General features: G+C 65.3%; 11 protein-coding genes and 1 tRNA gene. 8 read left to right on the top strand and 4 right to left on the bottom strand.

Annotated features, from left to right (window positions below; all coding sequences use genetic code 11):
* Nucleotides 1-112 precede the first annotated feature (112 nt).
* Nucleotides 113-189 (bottom strand) — tRNA-Arg (locus FHR27_RS19655).
* Nucleotides 190-537: 348 nt separating this feature from the next.
* Here FHR27_RS19655 and gabD point away from each other — a divergent pair.
* The 7 genes from gabD (at nt 538) to FHR27_RS19620 (ending at nt 10961) form a co-directional block, all read left to right on the top strand.
* Nucleotides 538-1986, top strand: coding sequence for an NADP-dependent succinate-semialdehyde dehydrogenase (gene gabD, locus FHR27_RS19650; protein ID WP_179539342.1), 1449 nt, complete (start codon nt 538-540; stop codon nt 1984-1986).
* A gap of 257 nt (nt 1987-2243) precedes the next feature.
* Nucleotides 2244-3524, top strand: a complete 1281-nt coding sequence (gene gabT, locus FHR27_RS19645) for a 4-aminobutyrate--2-oxoglutarate transaminase (protein WP_042554202.1) — start codon at nt 2244-2246, stop codon at nt 3522-3524.
* A 129-nt stretch (nt 3525-3653) separates the two neighbouring features.
* Nucleotides 3654-4868 (top strand): HDOD domain-containing protein, encoded by a 1215-nt coding sequence (locus FHR27_RS19640; protein WP_179539341.1) that lies wholly within the window; start codon nt 3654-3656, stop codon nt 4866-4868.
* A gap of 192 nt (nt 4869-5060) precedes the next feature.
* Nucleotides 5061-6143: an FAD-dependent oxidoreductase gene (locus tag FHR27_RS19635; RefSeq protein WP_179539340.1), complete on the top strand. Its 1083-nt coding sequence runs from the start codon at nt 5061-5063 to the stop codon at nt 6141-6143.
* A gap of 188 nt (nt 6144-6331) precedes the next feature.
* Nucleotides 6332-7897, top strand: coding sequence for a methyl-accepting chemotaxis protein (locus tag FHR27_RS19630; RefSeq protein ID WP_179539339.1), 1566 nt, complete (start codon nt 6332-6334; stop codon nt 7895-7897).
* A 343-nt stretch (nt 7898-8240) separates the two neighbouring features.
* On the top strand, nt 8241-9605 hold the full coding sequence (locus tag FHR27_RS19625; protein ID WP_179539338.1) for a glutamine synthetase family protein: 1365 nt from the start codon (nt 8241-8243) through the stop codon (nt 9603-9605).
* Between the two features lie 54 nt (nt 9606-9659).
* Nucleotides 9660-10961 carry an NAD(P)/FAD-dependent oxidoreductase gene (locus FHR27_RS19620; protein WP_179539337.1) on the top strand — a complete coding sequence of 434 codons (1302 nt, stop codon included), beginning with the start codon at nt 9660-9662 and terminating at the stop codon, nt 10959-10961.
* 338 nt (nt 10962-11299) lie between these two features.
* Here FHR27_RS19620 and FHR27_RS19615 read toward each other — a convergent pair whose 3' ends face one another.
* Together FHR27_RS19615 and FHR27_RS19610 are read right to left on the bottom strand one after the other, a co-directional pair.
* Nucleotides 11300-13255 (bottom strand): isoleucyl-tRNA synthetase, encoded by a 1956-nt coding sequence (locus FHR27_RS19615; RefSeq protein ID WP_042554208.1) that lies wholly within the window; start codon nt 13253-13255, stop codon nt 11300-11302.
* A gap of 111 nt (nt 13256-13366) precedes the next feature.
* Nucleotides 13367-14044, bottom strand: a complete 678-nt coding sequence (locus FHR27_RS19610) for a Crp/Fnr family transcriptional regulator (protein ID WP_179539336.1) — start codon at nt 14042-14044, stop codon at nt 13367-13369.
* A gap of 87 nt (nt 14045-14131) precedes the next feature.
* Here FHR27_RS19610 and FHR27_RS19605 point away from each other — a divergent pair, with 87 nt between their 5' ends.
* Nucleotides 14132-14653, top strand: coding sequence for an Mpo1 family 2-hydroxy fatty acid dioxygenase (locus FHR27_RS19605; protein ID WP_179539335.1), 522 nt, complete (start codon nt 14132-14134; stop codon nt 14651-14653).
* Between the two features lie 197 nt (nt 14654-14850).
* Here the strand turns inward: FHR27_RS19605 and FHR27_RS19600 are convergent, their stop codons facing one another.
* Nucleotides 14851-15843, bottom strand: a complete 993-nt coding sequence (locus FHR27_RS19600) for a sulfate/molybdate ABC transporter ATP-binding protein (protein WP_179539334.1) — start codon at nt 15841-15843, stop codon at nt 14851-14853.
* Nucleotides 15844-15887 lie beyond the last annotated feature (44 nt).

The raw sequence follows: 15887 nt of genomic DNA, 5'->3' as shown, positions 1-15887 counted from the left end.
TGGTCAGGTATAGGGGTAGACAGAGGTATACAGGCAGATACAAGAAAGCCCGCACAGAGCGGGCTTTTCAGGGTGTTCTGTAGACTGCTGGAGACAGCGGTAAACAGCTATTTGGCGCACCAGGCGGGATTCGAACCCACGACCCCTGCCTTCGGAGGGCAGTACTCTATCCAGCTGAGCTACTGGTGCGTTGCGGGGCGCAATCATACGCATGTCGCTGGCGTGCGTCCATGCTGCTGGTGGGGCTCGTCTGGCGGGTGGGGAAGGCGGGCTTCGGCTATAAAGAGGGACGGTGCGAATGCCGGTGATCGGCTGGGTTGTTAATTTTCTCGAACGGCCTATTGCCCTTTAACCCTGCTGATCTTAGGATCTGTTTGATATTTCAAACGGTGCATGTGGTTACGCTGAACTCTGGGCGTTACACCCCGTTCGAACGGCCAGGCAGTGGCTAATCTGTCGCTCTACCCATACCTGGGTTCGCTCCCAGCTTCTTTCGTCATCTTCTGGTGCCGTGGTGCCAGGATAGAGGAGACCGCCATGCAACTGAAAGACGCTCAACTGTTCCGCCAGCAGGCTTTCGTCAACGGTGCCTGGGCTGATGCCGACAGCGGCCAGACCATCAAGGTGACCAACCCGGCCACCGGTGACGTGATCGGTACCGTGCCGAAGATGGGTGCGGCCGAGACTCGCCGTGCCATCGAGGCGGCCGACAAGGCGCTGCCGGCCTGGCGTGCTCTGACTGCCAAGGAGCGTTCCGCCAAGCTGCGTCGCTGGTATGAGCTGATGCTGGAGAACCAGGAAGACCTGGCGCGCCTGATGACCATCGAGCAGGGCAAGCCACTGGCCGAGGCCAAGGGCGAAATCGCCTACGCGGCGTCCTTCATCGAGTGGTTCGCCGAAGAAGCCAAGCGCGTCTATGGTGACACCATTCCGGGGCACCAGGCCGACAAGCGCCTGATCGTCATCAAGCAGCCGATCGGCGTTACCGCGGCCATCACGCCGTGGAACTTCCCGGCCGCGATGATCACCCGCAAGGCCGGCCCTGCGCTGGCCGCTGGTTGCACCATGGTGCTCAAGCCGGCTTCGCAGACACCGTATTCCGCTCTGGCCCTGGCCGAGCTGGCCACCCGTGCCGGTATCCCGGCTGGCGTGTTCAGCGTGGTGACCGGCAGCGCTGGCGACATCGGCAGCGAGCTGACCGGCAACCCGATCGTGCGCAAACTGTCGTTCACCGGCTCCACCGAGATCGGTCGCCAACTGATGGCCGAGTGCGCCCAGGACATCAAGAAAGTGTCGCTGGAGCTGGGTGGCAACGCGCCCTTCATCGTCTTCGACGATGCTGACCTGGACAAGGCCATCGAAGGCGCGATCATCTCCAAGTACCGCAACAACGGCCAGACCTGCGTGTGCGCCAACCGCATCTACGTGCAGGACGGCGTCTACGATGCCTTCGCCGAGAAGCTCAAGGTCGCGGTCGAGAAGCTGAAGATCGGCAACGGTCTGGAAGACGGCACCACCACTGGCCCGCTGATCGACGAGAAGGCCGTGGCCAAGGTCAAGGAGCACATCGAGGACGCCGTTTCCAAAGGCGCCAAGATCCTCTCCGGCGGCAAGGCCCACGCTCTGGGTGGCACCTTCTTCGAGCCGACCATTCTGGCTGACGTACCGAAGAACGCGCTGGTCTCCAAGGACGAAACCTTCGGCCCGCTGGCGCCGCTGTTCCGTTTCAAGGACGAGGCCGAAGTGATCGCCATGGCCAACGACACCGAGTTCGGTCTGGCTTCCTACTTCTACGCCCGTGACCTGAGCCGCGTGTTCCGTGTGGCCGAGGCGCTGGAATACGGTATGGTCGGCATCAACACCGGCCTGATCTCCAACGAAGTGGCGCCGTTCGGCGGCATCAAGGCCTCGGGCCTGGGCCGTGAAGGTTCCAAGTACGGCATCGAGGACTACCTGGAAATCAAGTACCTCTGCCTGAGCATCTAGGTAGTCGCTACTGCGCTTCGGTGATGCTGCGTTGGCGGGGCCGGGAAAAATGCTCATTGGCAACAGCCAACTCCGCTTTTTCCCGGCCCCGCCGCCTTGCCTGACCTTCGCTCGCTACGCTCCGATAGTGCGTGAAAGCAAAAATAGTCCCTGTGATCGGGGCGAGTGTTGCAGTCGATCATCGTATGCTGCGACGGCGCTGACCCGGTCATTTCATCCTTGAACCACACCGACGATGAGCGGTGAATGAGGAAGCCATGAGCAAGACCAACGAATCCCTGCTGCAACGCCGCCAAGCCGCCGTACCGCGTGGCGTCGGCCAGATCCACCCGATCGTCGCCGAGCGCGCCGAGAACGCCACCGTGTGGGACGTCGAAGGCCGTGAGTACATCGACTTCGCCGGCGGTATCGCCGTACTGAACACCGGCCACCTGCACCCGAAAGTGGTCGCCGCCGTTCAGGAACAGCTGACCAAGCTGACCCACACCTGCTTCCAGGTGCTGGCGTACGAACCCTACATCGAGCTGTGCGAAGAAATCGCCAAGCGCGTACCGGGCGACTTCGCCAAGAAGACCCTGCTGGTCACCTCGGGCTCCGAAGCCGTCGAGAACGCCGTGAAGATCGCCCGTGCCGCTACCGGCCGTGCTGGCGTGATCGCCTTCACCGGCGCCTACCACGGCCGCACCATGATGACCCTGTCGCTGACCGGCAAGGTGGCGCCGTACTCCGCCGGCATGGGCCTGATGCCTGCTGGTGTGTACCGCGCCATCGCGCCGTGCGAGCTGCATGGCGTCAGCGAAGACGAGTCCATCGCCAGCATCGAGCGCATCTTCAAGAACGATGCCCAGCCTCAGGACATCGCCGCGATCATCATCGAGCCGGTGCAGGGCGAAGGGGGCTTCTACGTCAACTCGCCAGCCTTCATGCAGCGCTTGCGTGCCCTGTGCGACCAGCACGGCATTCTGCTGATCGCTGACGAAGTGCAGACCGGCGCTGGCCGTACCGGTACTTTCTTCGCCACCGAGCAACTGGGCGTCGTGCCGGACCTGACCACCTTCGCCAAATCCGTCGGCGGCGGCTTCCCGATCTCCGGCGTCAGCGGCAAGGCCGAGATCATGGACAAGATCGCTCCCGGTGGCCTGGGCGGCACCTATGCCGGTAGCCCGATCGCCTGCGCCGCGGCCCTGGCCGTGCTGAAGGTGTTCGACGAAGAGAAGCTGCTGGATCGTTCCAACGCCGTGGGCGAGAAGCTCAAGGCCGGCCTGCGCGACATCGCTGCCAAGCACAAGGTGATCGGTGACGTACGTGGCCTGGGTTCGATGATCGCCATCGAGCTGTTCGAAGGCGGCGACCACAGCAAACCGGCTGCCGAGCTGACGGGCAAGATCGTCGCCAAGGCGCGCGACAAGGGCCTGATCCTGTTGTCGTGCGGCACCTACTACAACGTGGTGCGCTTCCTGATGCCGGTCACCATCCCGGACGCCCAGCTGGAAAAAGGCATCGCCATCGTTGCCGAGTGCTTCGACGAACTGGCTTAAGCCACGCCGTTGAAAAGGACCCGCTTCGGCGGGTCTTTTTTTGCCTGCGTTTTCCCTGTCGGGCTGCGGCAGAGCGCTCGCTGACCTGTCTATACTGAGCCTCTTACACCTATGTGAAGAGGTTCATGGATGTCTGCAGCGGCCAGCGCACCGGAAGTTCTCATCGCCGATACCGATCCGTGGACGGCCGATCTGCTCGAGCAACTGGTGCTCGACGTGCGCTGCGACGCCGTGGTGATCCGTGTCAGCGATGGTCAGGCGGCCATGGCACGCTGCAAGCGACGTTTGCCGGAACTGGTGATCGCCGACAGCGAGCTGCCGGGTGTCGATGGCCTGGAGTTGCTGCGCCAGTTGCGCCGCCACCCGCGTACTCCGGCGTTGCCGTTCATTCTCATCAGCGGCCGCCTGGATGCCAACAGCGTGCGCGCCGCCAAGCCGCTGGCGCCCACCGCCTATCTGGCCAAACCCTTCAACGCCGAAGCACTGCGCCAGCGCCTGGCCGGGCTGTTGCTCAGCGAGGGCGAGGAGCTGCTGTGCCCGATTCGTCCGCTGCTGGTGAACCGCCTCGAAGATTACCTGGACGCCATGCGCGAAGAAGGGCAGGGCGCGCCGCTATTGGCCTCGGTGCGTGACTCGGTCAGCCAGTACCTGAACAGCAGCGAGCCGAGCCTGCGTGAGCTGGAGCAGGTGTTCACCCGTGACCCGCAGATCACCGCCTGCCTGATCGCCGCCGCCAACAGTGCCGCTCACCACAACGGCTCCCCCTGTCAGACCCTGGCCCAGGCCCTGCCGCGCCTGGGGGTGGCACGCACCCTGAATCTGGTGCTGGGGCTTTCCGTGCAGCGCAACGCCCGGCTCAGTGACCCGCGCCTGGCCGAGCAGGGCGTGCGCACCTGGGCCGCCGCCCAGCGCAGTGCCGAGGTCGCTCACTGGCTGGCCTGCGAACTGTCGCTGGATGCCGAGCTCTGCTACACCGCCGGCCTGTTGCACAACATCGGCGAGCTGGCACTGTTGCGCTGCATGCAGGACTGGCAGGACGCTGGCGGCAGCCTCAGTGATGAGGAAATCGAACAGGCCATCCGCCTGCGCGCCGCCAGTTTCGGCTCGGCGCTGCGTATTCGCTGGCGCCTGCCGTTCGGGCTGCGCGAGTTGGTGGCGGCTTATTACAGCCTCAACAGCGGGGTGTTCTCCCGCGAGGCGCTGGTGCTCAACCTCGCCGGGCAGGTGGTCGCGCTCGATGCGTCGCAAAGCCCCAGCGAGCTGCGCGAGGCCCGCTGCGTGCGCCTGTTGCGCCTCGACCCCGGGGTGCTGGAGCGGCTGCCTGCCCAGGCATCCGCCGCATGATTTCGGCATAAATCGCGCTGTAAAAATGTGTCGAAAGCCTGCCCCAAGCGTCTCTTCTCTTGCTCGAAACGGCTCGCTGCCGCCATGCTCGGGGAGCGCCGGATCATTCCGGGCGCGTTTCGGTCAAAGCTCGCTCTGCTTTTCGCAGCGCGGCTTGTCGCTCTGCTCAGGCTCACAAGGATATCGGTGTAGATGACTGACTACGATCTGTTGCTGGTAGGCGCAGGCCCGGCCCATCTCGGGGTTCTGCGGCGCTGGGCGCTGATCGAGCGGCCGGTGGGTCGCATCGCCCTGGTGGCCAGCGCCGCGCACACCTGGTACGCCGGCATGTTGCCGGGGCTGGTAGCGGGGCGTTACAGCGCCGAGGACTGCCAGATCGGCCTGGCCGCGCTGTGCCAGGCTGCCCAGGTCGAACTGATCGTCGCGCCGGTGGCTGCTCTGGATGCCGCCACGCGGCAACTTAGCCTGGGCGATGGCCGCGTGCTGCAGGGCAACTGGCTGTCGCTGAATGCCGGCGACCGGGTCGCCTGTCCGCCCCGTGAAGGCGACGCGATGGATGTGCTGGCGGTGAAGCCGGTGGACAGCTTCATCGCTGGCTGGAAGGCCTGGCAGCGCGAGCCTCAGCCTCTGGCGATTCTCGGTGGCGGCGTGGCCGGGGTGGAAATGGCCCTGGCCCTGGCACTGGCCGATCAGGTACCGCAGCTGGCGCTGTTTTGCGGCGAGCCGCTGCTGGCTGGCCACTGTGCCGGGTTGCGGATGCGCGCCTGGGGCCATCTGCGCATGCGCCGGGTGCAGGTGCGCGAGCATTGTCCGATCAGCCGCATCGACGGTGATTGCCTGATCAGCGGCGACGCGGCGGTGTGGCGTGGCGGTCGGCTGCTGCTGGCCAGCGGCGCCCAGGCATTCCCGTGGATCGCCGACAGCGGCCTGAGCTGCGATGGCGATGGTTTCGTGCACACCGCGCCGACCCTGCAGAGCCATTCCCATCCGCAGATTTTCGCCGTGGGTGATTGCGCCAACCTGCCTGGCGTGCGCAAGAGCGGCCTGTATTCCATGCGCCAGGTGCCGGTGCTGGCCGCCAACTTGAGCGCGGCACTGCGTGGCGGGCCGCTGCGCGACTTCAAGACCAGCGGCCAGCGCCCGCTGCTGCTGGCCAGTGGCGATGGCGGTGCCTTGTTCGGCTGGCGTCAGTGGAGCGCCGGCGGGCAGTTCTACGGGCGCTGCAAGGACTATTTCGACCGCGCCTTCGTCAAGCGTCACAGCCTCAAGCGCTGATCGGCACTCTCCCGGAAGTCGACCCTCTGCTACCAAAGTGCCATAGCCCGGCGCATGATGAGATGGTCAACTCGGCCAGGCGGCTGCCGCGCCTCTACAGATACGCCCTGCGCTGCCGATGAGCTGAAACAAGGCTCGGCGCTTGCTGCGCCCGATATCCCGGCACCATAAAAACAATGAGGTTCGCCATGGGTTCTGGTTTTACGCATGACCGGCTGGCATTGGCCCTGCACGTGCTCGGCCTGCTCGCGTTGCTGGTGGTCTGGCAACAAGTGCACCTGCCGACCTATCTTGGCGTCATCGCGCTGTTGTCGCTGGCCCTGTGGCCGTGGCTCGGGCCCTGGCGCAAGGTTGCTGCGCCGCCTGTCGACGCTGCGCCGGCGGCCTCGCTGGATGAGCTGAGCCAGAGCCTGTCGCAGCACACCTGCCATAACGCCCTGTCGGCCGCCCAGGTGGCCTTCACCGTGCAGCAACTGGCCGGCAAGCTGCAGTCGCAACTGGCGGCGGTCGAACAGATCGGCGAAGGTGCCCACGCCGTGACCCGCACCGAACAGAGCAACGCCGAGCGCGCCGGCCAGACCCTTGGTGCGGCGCAGACCGTGCGCACCAGCAGCGCCACCGGCCAGGCCGAACTGCAGCAGGCGATCAGCCGCATGCAGCAGCTCAGCGCCCAGGCCGCCGCCAGCCGCGAGCTGATCGATGGCCTCGGGGCGCGTACCGAGCAGATCGAGCAGGTCACCCAGGTGATCCAGTCCATCGCCAGCCAGACCAACCTGCTGGCGCTCAACGCCGCCATCGAGGCTGCCCGCGCCGGTGAACAGGGCCGCGGCTTCGCGGTGGTCGCCGACGAGGTGCGCAGCCTGGCCGGGCGTACCGCCACCGCCACGGGAGAAGTCGGGCAGATGGTCGCCGATATCCGTCAGCAGAGTTCGGCGGTGGTCAACCATATCCAGCGTCAGGCCGAAGAGCTGGAAGCGGCCGCCCGACAGATCGAATTCACCGGCGAGCAACTGCGCGGCATCGCCGACCTGGCGGCCGATGTCGACACCCAGGTGGCGCAGATCAGCGCCGGCACGGCGAGCAACCACGAACACCTGGCCGAGCTGCTGGTGGCGGTCGAGCAACTGCGCGGCGACGTGCGCAGCAGCGAGGACCAGACCCGACAACTGGGCAAGGCTGCCGAACAACTGGTCGGCCAGGCGGAAAGCGTCAGCGAACAGCTGGCCAGCGTCGGCCTGGACAGCTATCACCAGCGCATCTACGACCTCGCCCTGGAAGGCGCCGCCGCGATCGGTCGGCAGTTCGAGGCGGATATCCAGGCCGGGCGTATCAGCCTGGCGGATCTGTTCGACCGTCAGTACCAGCCGATTCAGGGCAGCTTCCCGGCCAAGTTCCGCACGCGCTTCGACAGCCATGCCGATCAGGTGCTGCCCGCCATCCAGGAGCCGCTGCTCAAGCGCCACGAAGGCCTGGTGTTCGCCATCGCCACCACGCCGGAAGGCTACGTGCCGACCCACAACGAGGCGTTCAATCATCCGCCCACCGGTGACCGCGCCGTGGATACCGTGAAGAGCCGCAGCAAACGGATGTTCAACGACCGCACCGGCATCCGCTGCGGCAGCCACAAACAGCGCCTGTTGTTGCAGACCTACATGCGCGATACCGGCGAACTGATGCACGACCTGTCGGTGCCGATCCATGTGCAGGGCAAGCATTGGGGAGGCCTGCGACTGGGCTATAAACCCGAGCCGTGACAGGCCATTGTTTAGCCGCTGGCTATCTGAAGGTGCGGTAATAACGATTTAACCTGACTATGGCGGCGTGCGAGCCTCGCTGGCATGTCTATCCCGGTCTGCATCTTTGCCCCAGCCATCGCCCTGCCAGCCCTGCCAGCCCTGCGCTTGCGGGGCCGGGCGCCCGAACCCACGGGGCTGCCGCAGACCCTCGCCTTCTGGGCACTCTGGCATTGTCGCCATGCCCGCCCGCCGGATGTTCTTCTCGTCTTCTGATGACACCCATGGCCGCCTGTGCGGCCGAGAAGTCGATCCGGGCCCACTGTCCGCCGTGACGGTCGCCCGTGGCCCATGAGAAGCCATCATGCAATTCGCGCCCTTGCAAGACGCCGAGGATTTCCTCGCGCAGAACCCCGATATCGAGCTGTTCGAACTGTTCATCATCGACGCCAACGGCGTGCCGCGCGGCAAGCTGTTGCACCGTGACGAACTGCTCGCCGTTTACCGCAGCGGCCGACCGCTGCCGAGCACCATCCTTGGTCTGAGCATCAACGGTGATGACGTCGAGGATTCCGGGCTGGTCTGGGACGTCGGCGACATCGACTGCCGGGCCTATCCCCTGGCTGGCAGCCTGGTGCGCCTGCCCTGGCGGCTGATCCCCACGGCGGCGGTGCAGGTCAGCATGCACCCGCAGGACGGCATGCCGGCCAGCATCGCCGACCCGCGCCATGTGCTGGTGCAGGTGATCGAGCGGCTGCAGGCCGAGGGCTTTCACCCGGTGATGGCCTGCGAGCTGGAGTTCTACCTGCTCGATGCCAAGCGCGACGCCCGTGGCCACCCGCAGCCGGCCCTGGATGCCGATGGCGGGCGGCCGCGCAGTACCCAGGTCTATGGCCTGCGCGAGCTGGAGCAGATCGAGCCGTTTCTGGCTGACCTGTACGCTGCGTGCAAGGCCCAGGGCATCCCCGCACGCACGGCGATTTCCGAATACGCGCCGGGGCAGGTGGAGATCACCCTGGAGCATGGCGATGCGTTGCAGGCCATGGATCAGGCGGTGCGCTACAAGCGCCTGGTCAAGGGCGTGGCGCATCGGCATGGCATGCAGGCCTGCTTCATGGCCAAGCCGTTCGATCATCTGGCGGGCACCGGCATGCACATGCACGTCAGCCTGAACGACGCGGCGGGCCGCAACCTGTTCGCCAGTGAGGCACCCGCAGGGACCCCGCTGCTGCGTTACGCGGTGGGCGGCATGCTCGCCAGCCTGCTCGACTCACTCCTGCTGTTCTGCCCCAACGCCAACTCCTACCGGCGCTTCCAGGCCAACAGCTACGCGCCGCTGGCGCCGACCTGGGGTGTGGATAACCGCACCGTGAGCCTGCGCGTGCCGGGCGGCCCGGCGTTCACGCGGCATATCGAGCACCGTATCTGCGGCGCCGATGCCAACCCCTATCTGGCCGCTGCGGCGATCCTCGCCGGCATTCACCGTGGCATCCGCGAAGAGCTGGACCCCGGTGAACCTATCGAGGGCAACGGTTATGCCCAGGCCAAGACCCTGCTGCCCACCGATTGGCTGACCTCGCTGTGCGCGCTGCAGGCCTCGACCTGGGCACCCGAGGCCCTGGGGGCGGAGTTTCTGCGGGTGTACCTGGCGGTCAAGCGCGAGGAGCAGCGGCGCTTCATGGGGGAAGTCGGCGAGCAGGACTGGCGCTGGTACCTGAATCAGGCGTGAGCTTGCACAACATGATTATCGTGGCGCGCTCAGGCGGGCCGCTAAGGAACGGACATGAAAGACACGACGACGGCAGCCGAGCGCAGCCCGTCCTATTACAGCGCGAGCATCGATCAGGACAGCGACTACCCGAGCGTGCAGGGTGAAGTGCGGGTCGATGTGGCAATCATCGGCGGCGGCTTCACCGGCGTGGCCACGGCGGTCGAACTGGCCGAGCGTGGTTTCAAGGTGGCCGTGGTGGAGGCCAATCGCATCGGTTGGGGCGCCAGCGGCCGCAATGGCGGGCAGGTTACCGGCAGCCTGTCTGGCGACGCCGCCATGGCCAAGCAGATGCGCAAGCGGCTGGGTGGGGAGGTCGACGATTTCATCTGGAACCTGCGTTGGCGCGGCCACGACATCATCGAGCAGCGGGTGCGTCGCTACGGCATCGCCTGTGACCTCAAGCACGGCCACTTGCATGCGGCGATGAAACCCGCCCACCTCGACGAACTGCGTGCCTCCCATGACGAGGCGCTGCGCCGTGGCATGGAGGCCGACGTGACCCTGCTCGATGCCGGTGGCGTACGTGCCCACCTGGCCAGCGACCTGTACCTTGGCGCGCTGAAGAACACCCGTAACCTGCATCTGCACCCGCTGAACCTGTGTCTGGGCGAAGCGCGGGCGGCCCATAGCCTGGGCGCGCTGATTTTCGAGCACTCGCCGGTGCTGGAGATCGTTCACGGCGCTACGCCGACGCTGGTTACGGCCGAAGGGCGGGTGGTCGCCAATCAGGTAATGCTGGCCGGCGACGTGTACCACAAGCTGGAGCCTGGAAAGCTCAAGGGCATGATCTTTCCGGCCATGGGCGGCATCGTCACCACCGCGCCGCTGGGCGAGCTGGCGGCGCAGATCAACCCCCAGGACCTGGCCGTTTACGACTGCCGCTTCGTGCTCGACTACTACCGCCTGACTGCCGACGGGCGCCTGCTGTTCGGCGGCGGCGCCAACTACTCCGGGCGCGACTCGCGGGATATCGCGGCCGAGTTGCGGCCCGGTATCGAGCGGACTTTCCCGAGCCTCAAGGGCGTGCCCATCGAGTTCCAGTGGAGCTGCGCCATGGGCATCGTCATGAACCGCATCCCGCAACTGGGCAAGCTGTCGCCCAACGTCTGGTACTGCCAGGGCTACTCCGGCCACGGCATCGCCACCAGCCACGTGATGGGCGAGATCATGGCCGAGGCCATGGGCGGCGAGCTGGCACGTTTCGAGACCTTTGCCGGCTGTTCGCACATCAAGGTGCCGATGGGCGACGTGTTCGGCAACCCGATGCTGGCGCTGGGCATGTGGTACTACCAACTGCTGGAGAAGCTGCGCTAGGCGACCCGGCAAGCGCAGCCCCCTCCGCGGCGGCGAATAGGGGCACACCGCCGTTTTTGCAGGATGGCCGCAATCGTTTCGCCCCGAGGTCGGGGCTCCTACGGGCTGAGGATTGCACGATCCTGTAGGAGCTGCGCCCCCGCAGCGAATGGTGGACTCGCCGCCGTTTTTGCAGGATGACTGCTATCGCTTCGCCCCGAGGTCGGGGTTCCTACGGGGCTGAGGATTGCACGATCCTTTAGGAGCTGCGCCCCCGCGGCGAATGGTGGTCACACCGCCGTTTTTGCAGGATGACTGCTATCGCTTCGCCCCGAGGTCGGGGTTCCTACAGGGGGCGCTTATGCGCGCTTGGGTTCTTCGTTTGGCTCTGGGGCTTCGTCGCGGTCGTCGATGAATTCGGTGCGGGGCGAGCCGTCGGCGTTGAGCTGGAACACGCGGCTGGGTTGGCCGGCGGCGTTGAACAGCACCTGGCCGAGGCCTGCTGAGTTCCACAGGCGTTCGCCTGCCTTGCTCTGTTTGGGGATGTGCGGGAACACCTGCATGCGGCGGCGTTTGGTCAGCCAGTTGAGGGGCGACCAGGGGGCATACAGCCAGCGGTTGAGGCGGTCGAAGAGGTTCAGCAGGCGCTCCGGGAATTCGTTCTTCACGCCGCTGCTGGTGATCTGCCAGATGGTCGGGCCCTGGTGGCGGTCGCGGATTCTCACCTCGTAGAAGAACGAGTAGTGCACGTCGCCGGAAAGCACCACGTAATCACCGGGGGTGCGCGAATGGCGGAAGATGTTGAGCATCACCTGAGCGGCGCCGCGGTGCGCCATCCAGTTTTCCGCATCGACCATCAGCGGGTGCCCGGCCCAGCTGAACACGCGTTGCACCGCTTCGATCAGCTTGACCCCGAACATCGGCGCCGCTGACACGATGATCGCGGCGGGGTGGTCGAGCAGGTCCTGCTGGAATTCGCTCAGGGCTTCCCAGTCGAGCAGCCCGGAGGGGCGTTTGATATTGCGCTCGCTGCGCCAGCGCCGCGTGCGCGTGTCGAGTACCAGCAGCGCCGGTGTGCTGGGCAGCACGTAGTGCCATTGCTGAAACTTCATCAAGTCGTCGATCAGACGATCCTGAGCCGGGCTGCCGAAGCCTCGTTCCCTGGCCTGCTCACACAGTTCGCGGGTATTGCTCAGCGGCTCGGCGAAGGCGTCGGGATTGTTGCCCCAGCCCTGGCACAGCAGGTAACCGATCAGTGCGTTGCCGATGATGCGCTTGGAGAAGGGATGGCCGTAAGCGGTCTCTTCCCACTGGGCGGAGAGGTTCCAGTCATCGGTGATGTCGTGATCGTCGAAGATCATCAGGTTCGGCAGGTGCGCCAGCACCCGGCCAACCTGGCCCAGGCTGGCGACGAAGGCCTCGATGCAGACCTGCTCCTTGCGGTAGCGCTCGGCATCCTCGTCGCTCAGTTCCGGCTGGTCGAGATCGATCAGCGTCCAGGGCGTCGGCGACCAGACCAGCAGGTACATGGCCAGCACTTCGGCCAGGGTCACCAGGTGGTTGTCGGCGTTGCTGCTGGTGAAGATGGGCTTTTCGGTACCACCGAAGAAGCGTTCGCGCAGGGTTTCGTTGGCCTTCAGCGCCGGCAGCAGGTCGGCACGGTGGAAGTAGCTGGCCGGGTGCACGTAGAGGTCGGCGCTGTCTTCGACCACCGCGCCCTCGAGCTTCTCGTGGTACAGGCCCAGGCGTTCGATCAGCTTGTGGACGGCGCGCAGCATCGGCCCGGCGACGTCATCGGCATACACCTGATCACCGCTGTGCATCAGCAGTGCAGGGCGCTCGTGGGGCTCATGGGCAGTGGCCAGCAGGCGATCGGCGCAGAGCAGGCCATCCTTGGACGGGTGATGAGGTTTGCGGCAGGAGCCGTGCAGCAGATTGTCGATGCGCGAACGCAGCACGAAGTTGGCTTGCGCTGCGCCGTCGTACAGCAGGTGTGCGGCCCAGTCGGCGATGCCCTGTTGGCCGTCGACCAGCAGGTCGTAGTCGATCCGTTCGTCCTGGGGCAGCGGGGTGTCGAGATGCAGGTCGATCAGGTGGATGACCGCATGCTCGCCGATCACCAAGCGCTGACACGCATCGTCACCCAGCGGGTAATCGCGAGCGGCCTGTTCACTTGGCGCGAGGCGCAGGGTCAGTTGCAGCTCACGGCTGCCGACCAGCCACAGCACCAGGCGGCCGGGCTCCAGGCGCCGAAGGATCGGGCCAGCGAGTACGGCAGGCAGGTCGGTGAAGTCTTGAGGTTCTGGCAACGGCATCCGGGATCGCTTCCGGCCAGCTCGGGGTCAGCCGGCGGGCCTGTATTTCAGGGAATGAATAAGGACATGGCTCTTAGCCATTGGTTCGGCTGTCATAAAAGCTTCATGTGGTTACTGAGCGGCCTGTCGCAGGCCATCGAGGTCGAGAATTTCGATCTCACCGTAGGTCAGTCGCACGATGCCGCGGGCTTGCAGGTCCTTGAGCACACCGTTGGCGGTCTGTCGGGAGATGGCCAGCATCGCGGCCAGTTGCTCCTGCGCCAGGTGAATGATGCGCCGGGGGCCCTGGGTTTCGCCATAGTCTTCGGCGATCAGCAGCAGCCGTCTGGCCAGCCGCTGCGCAGCGGGCAGCAGGCTCATCTCTTCCAGGGCGATGAACGCCAGGCGTACCTTGTGGGCCATCAGCAGGGCGATATCGCGCCAGTATTCAGGGTGGGCATCGAGCAGGCTCAGCAAGCCTGCCTGGGGAACGTGCAGCAGGGCGCTGGCGCCCTCGGCGAAGGCATCATGGGTACGCGGCTGGCCGTCGAACAGGGCTATTTCGCCGAACCAGTGCGGCGCCTCCACCAGAATCAGCAGCGCTTCCTTGCCTTGCGCATCCACCGTACCGACGCGCATGGCGCCGGACAGCACGGCATACAGGCCGCTCGGCGAATCGCCACGGCTGAACAGGCGTTGCCCGGCCTCCAGATTCAGTTGCCGACCCTGCGTCACCAGCGCCTGCTGCAACGCCTGCGGCAGGGCGGCGAACCATTGGCCTTGAAGCAGAACGGCATGCAGATCGGTCATGGATGTTCCGGTTTGTCGGCTAGCTGACAGTGCTGGCGAGATGGCAGCGCCATTATGCGATGACACGCACCCGTGAGGATAACAACAATGAAAACCCTGGTGGATCACCTCGCCCAATACGCGGCCTACCACCGCGATCGGCGCAATATCGTCACCCATTTCGTCGGCATCCCCATGATCGTCCTGGCGGTCACCGTGCTGCTGTCGCGCCCAGGCGTGGCGGTCTCGGGCCTCTGGCTGTCACCGGCGCTGGCCGTGGCGTTGGTGACGACACTGTTCTACCTGCGCCTGGACTTTCGCTTCGGGGTAGTCATGGGGGCGCTGCTGGGCCTCTGCCTGTGGTTCAGCGCCGGGCTGGCCATGGGAGGCACGGCACTGTGGCTGAGCGCGGGGCTGGGACTGTTCGTAGTGGGCTGGATCATCCAGTTCGTTGGCCATTTCTACGAAGGCCGCAAGCCGGCGTTCGTCGACGACGTCATGGGGCTGATGATCGGGCCATTGTTCGTGGTCGCCGAAGCCGCCTTCCTCCTTGGCCTGCGCCAGGAGGTCGAACACGAAGTGGTCAAGCGCGCCGGCCCGACCTGCATCCGCGAACGCAAGACGGCTTGATGGGAGCGTCCATCACTGGATCGTTCCTCACGCTCCGCGTGGGAATGCCTTCATGGGCGCTTCGCGCCCGGTTTTTAGCCCGAATGGGCGCACTGGCCTGGGTGCCCACGCTGGAGCATGGGCACCATCAGAAGAGTCGGTTGGTGGGCTGAAGCGGATATCCGCCCGGCCCACCCTACGTTTCGGACGTCTGCGGATTAACTAGCCGCAGTAACCGGCTTGCCGCCCTTGGGTTTGAAGTACAGGGTGGTGCCGCGGCTGAGGTTGTCGAGGCTGAGGTGATCCTTGGCCACTTCGGCTTCGATCAGTTCGTCCTGGCCTTCGACCTTCAGGGTGATGCGGGTGATGGCTCCGAGCAGGCGAATGTCACGCACTTCACCGGCCTGGTGGCCTTCCAGTGCTTCCGTCGACAGGCTCACTTCGTGCGGGCGGAACAGCACGTGGTGATCGTCGCCGACATAAAGACGGTTGGCGTCACCGAGGAAGTGGTAGACGAAGTCGCTGGACGGCTTCTCGTAGACTTCGGCCGGCGAGCCGATCTGTTCGACCACGCCCTTGTTCATCACCACGATGCGGTCGGCCACTTCCATGGCTTCTTCCTGGTCGTGGGTCACGAACACGCTGGTCAGGTGCACTTCTTCGTGCAGGCGCGCCAGCCAGCGGCGCAGCTCTTTACGCACCTTGGCGTCGAGGGCGCCGAAGGGCTCGTCGAGCAGCAGTACCTTGGGTTCCACCGCCAGGGCACGGGCCAGGGCGATACGCTGGCGCTGGCCACCGGAGAGCTGTTCCGGGTAGCGGTCGGCCAGCCAGTCGAGCTGCACCAGGTCGAGCAGGTCGTGGACCTTCTTCTTGATCACGTTCTCGTTCGGACGCTCGCCCTTGGGCTTCATGCGCAGGCCGAAGGCAACGTTGTCGAACACCGTCATGTGACGGAACAGGGCGTAGTGCTGGAACACGAAGCCGACCTTGCGATCACGCACGTCGTGCTCGGAAACGTCTTCACCGTGGAACACGATGCTGCCGGTATCCGGGACTTCCAGGCCGGCGATGATGCGCAGCAGGGTGGTCTTGCCGCAGCCGGACGGGCCGAGCAGGGCCACCAGCTCACCGCTGTTGATGTTGAGGTTGATGTCGTTGAGCGCCTTGAACTGGCCAAAGTGCTTGTTGATGCCTTGAACTTGAATACTCATGGGGTGCACCTGTCGTTCTGTCTGGCCGGTTCGCGCAGGAGCGC

The sequence above is a fragment of the Pseudomonas flavescens genome (assembly GCF_013408425.1).
GTDB lineage: Bacteria > Pseudomonadota > Gammaproteobacteria > Pseudomonadales > Pseudomonadaceae > Aquipseudomonas > Aquipseudomonas fulva_A.
The sequence above is the reverse complement of the archived record's forward strand: the minus strand, read 5'-3'. Positions and strand labels throughout refer to the sequence as shown.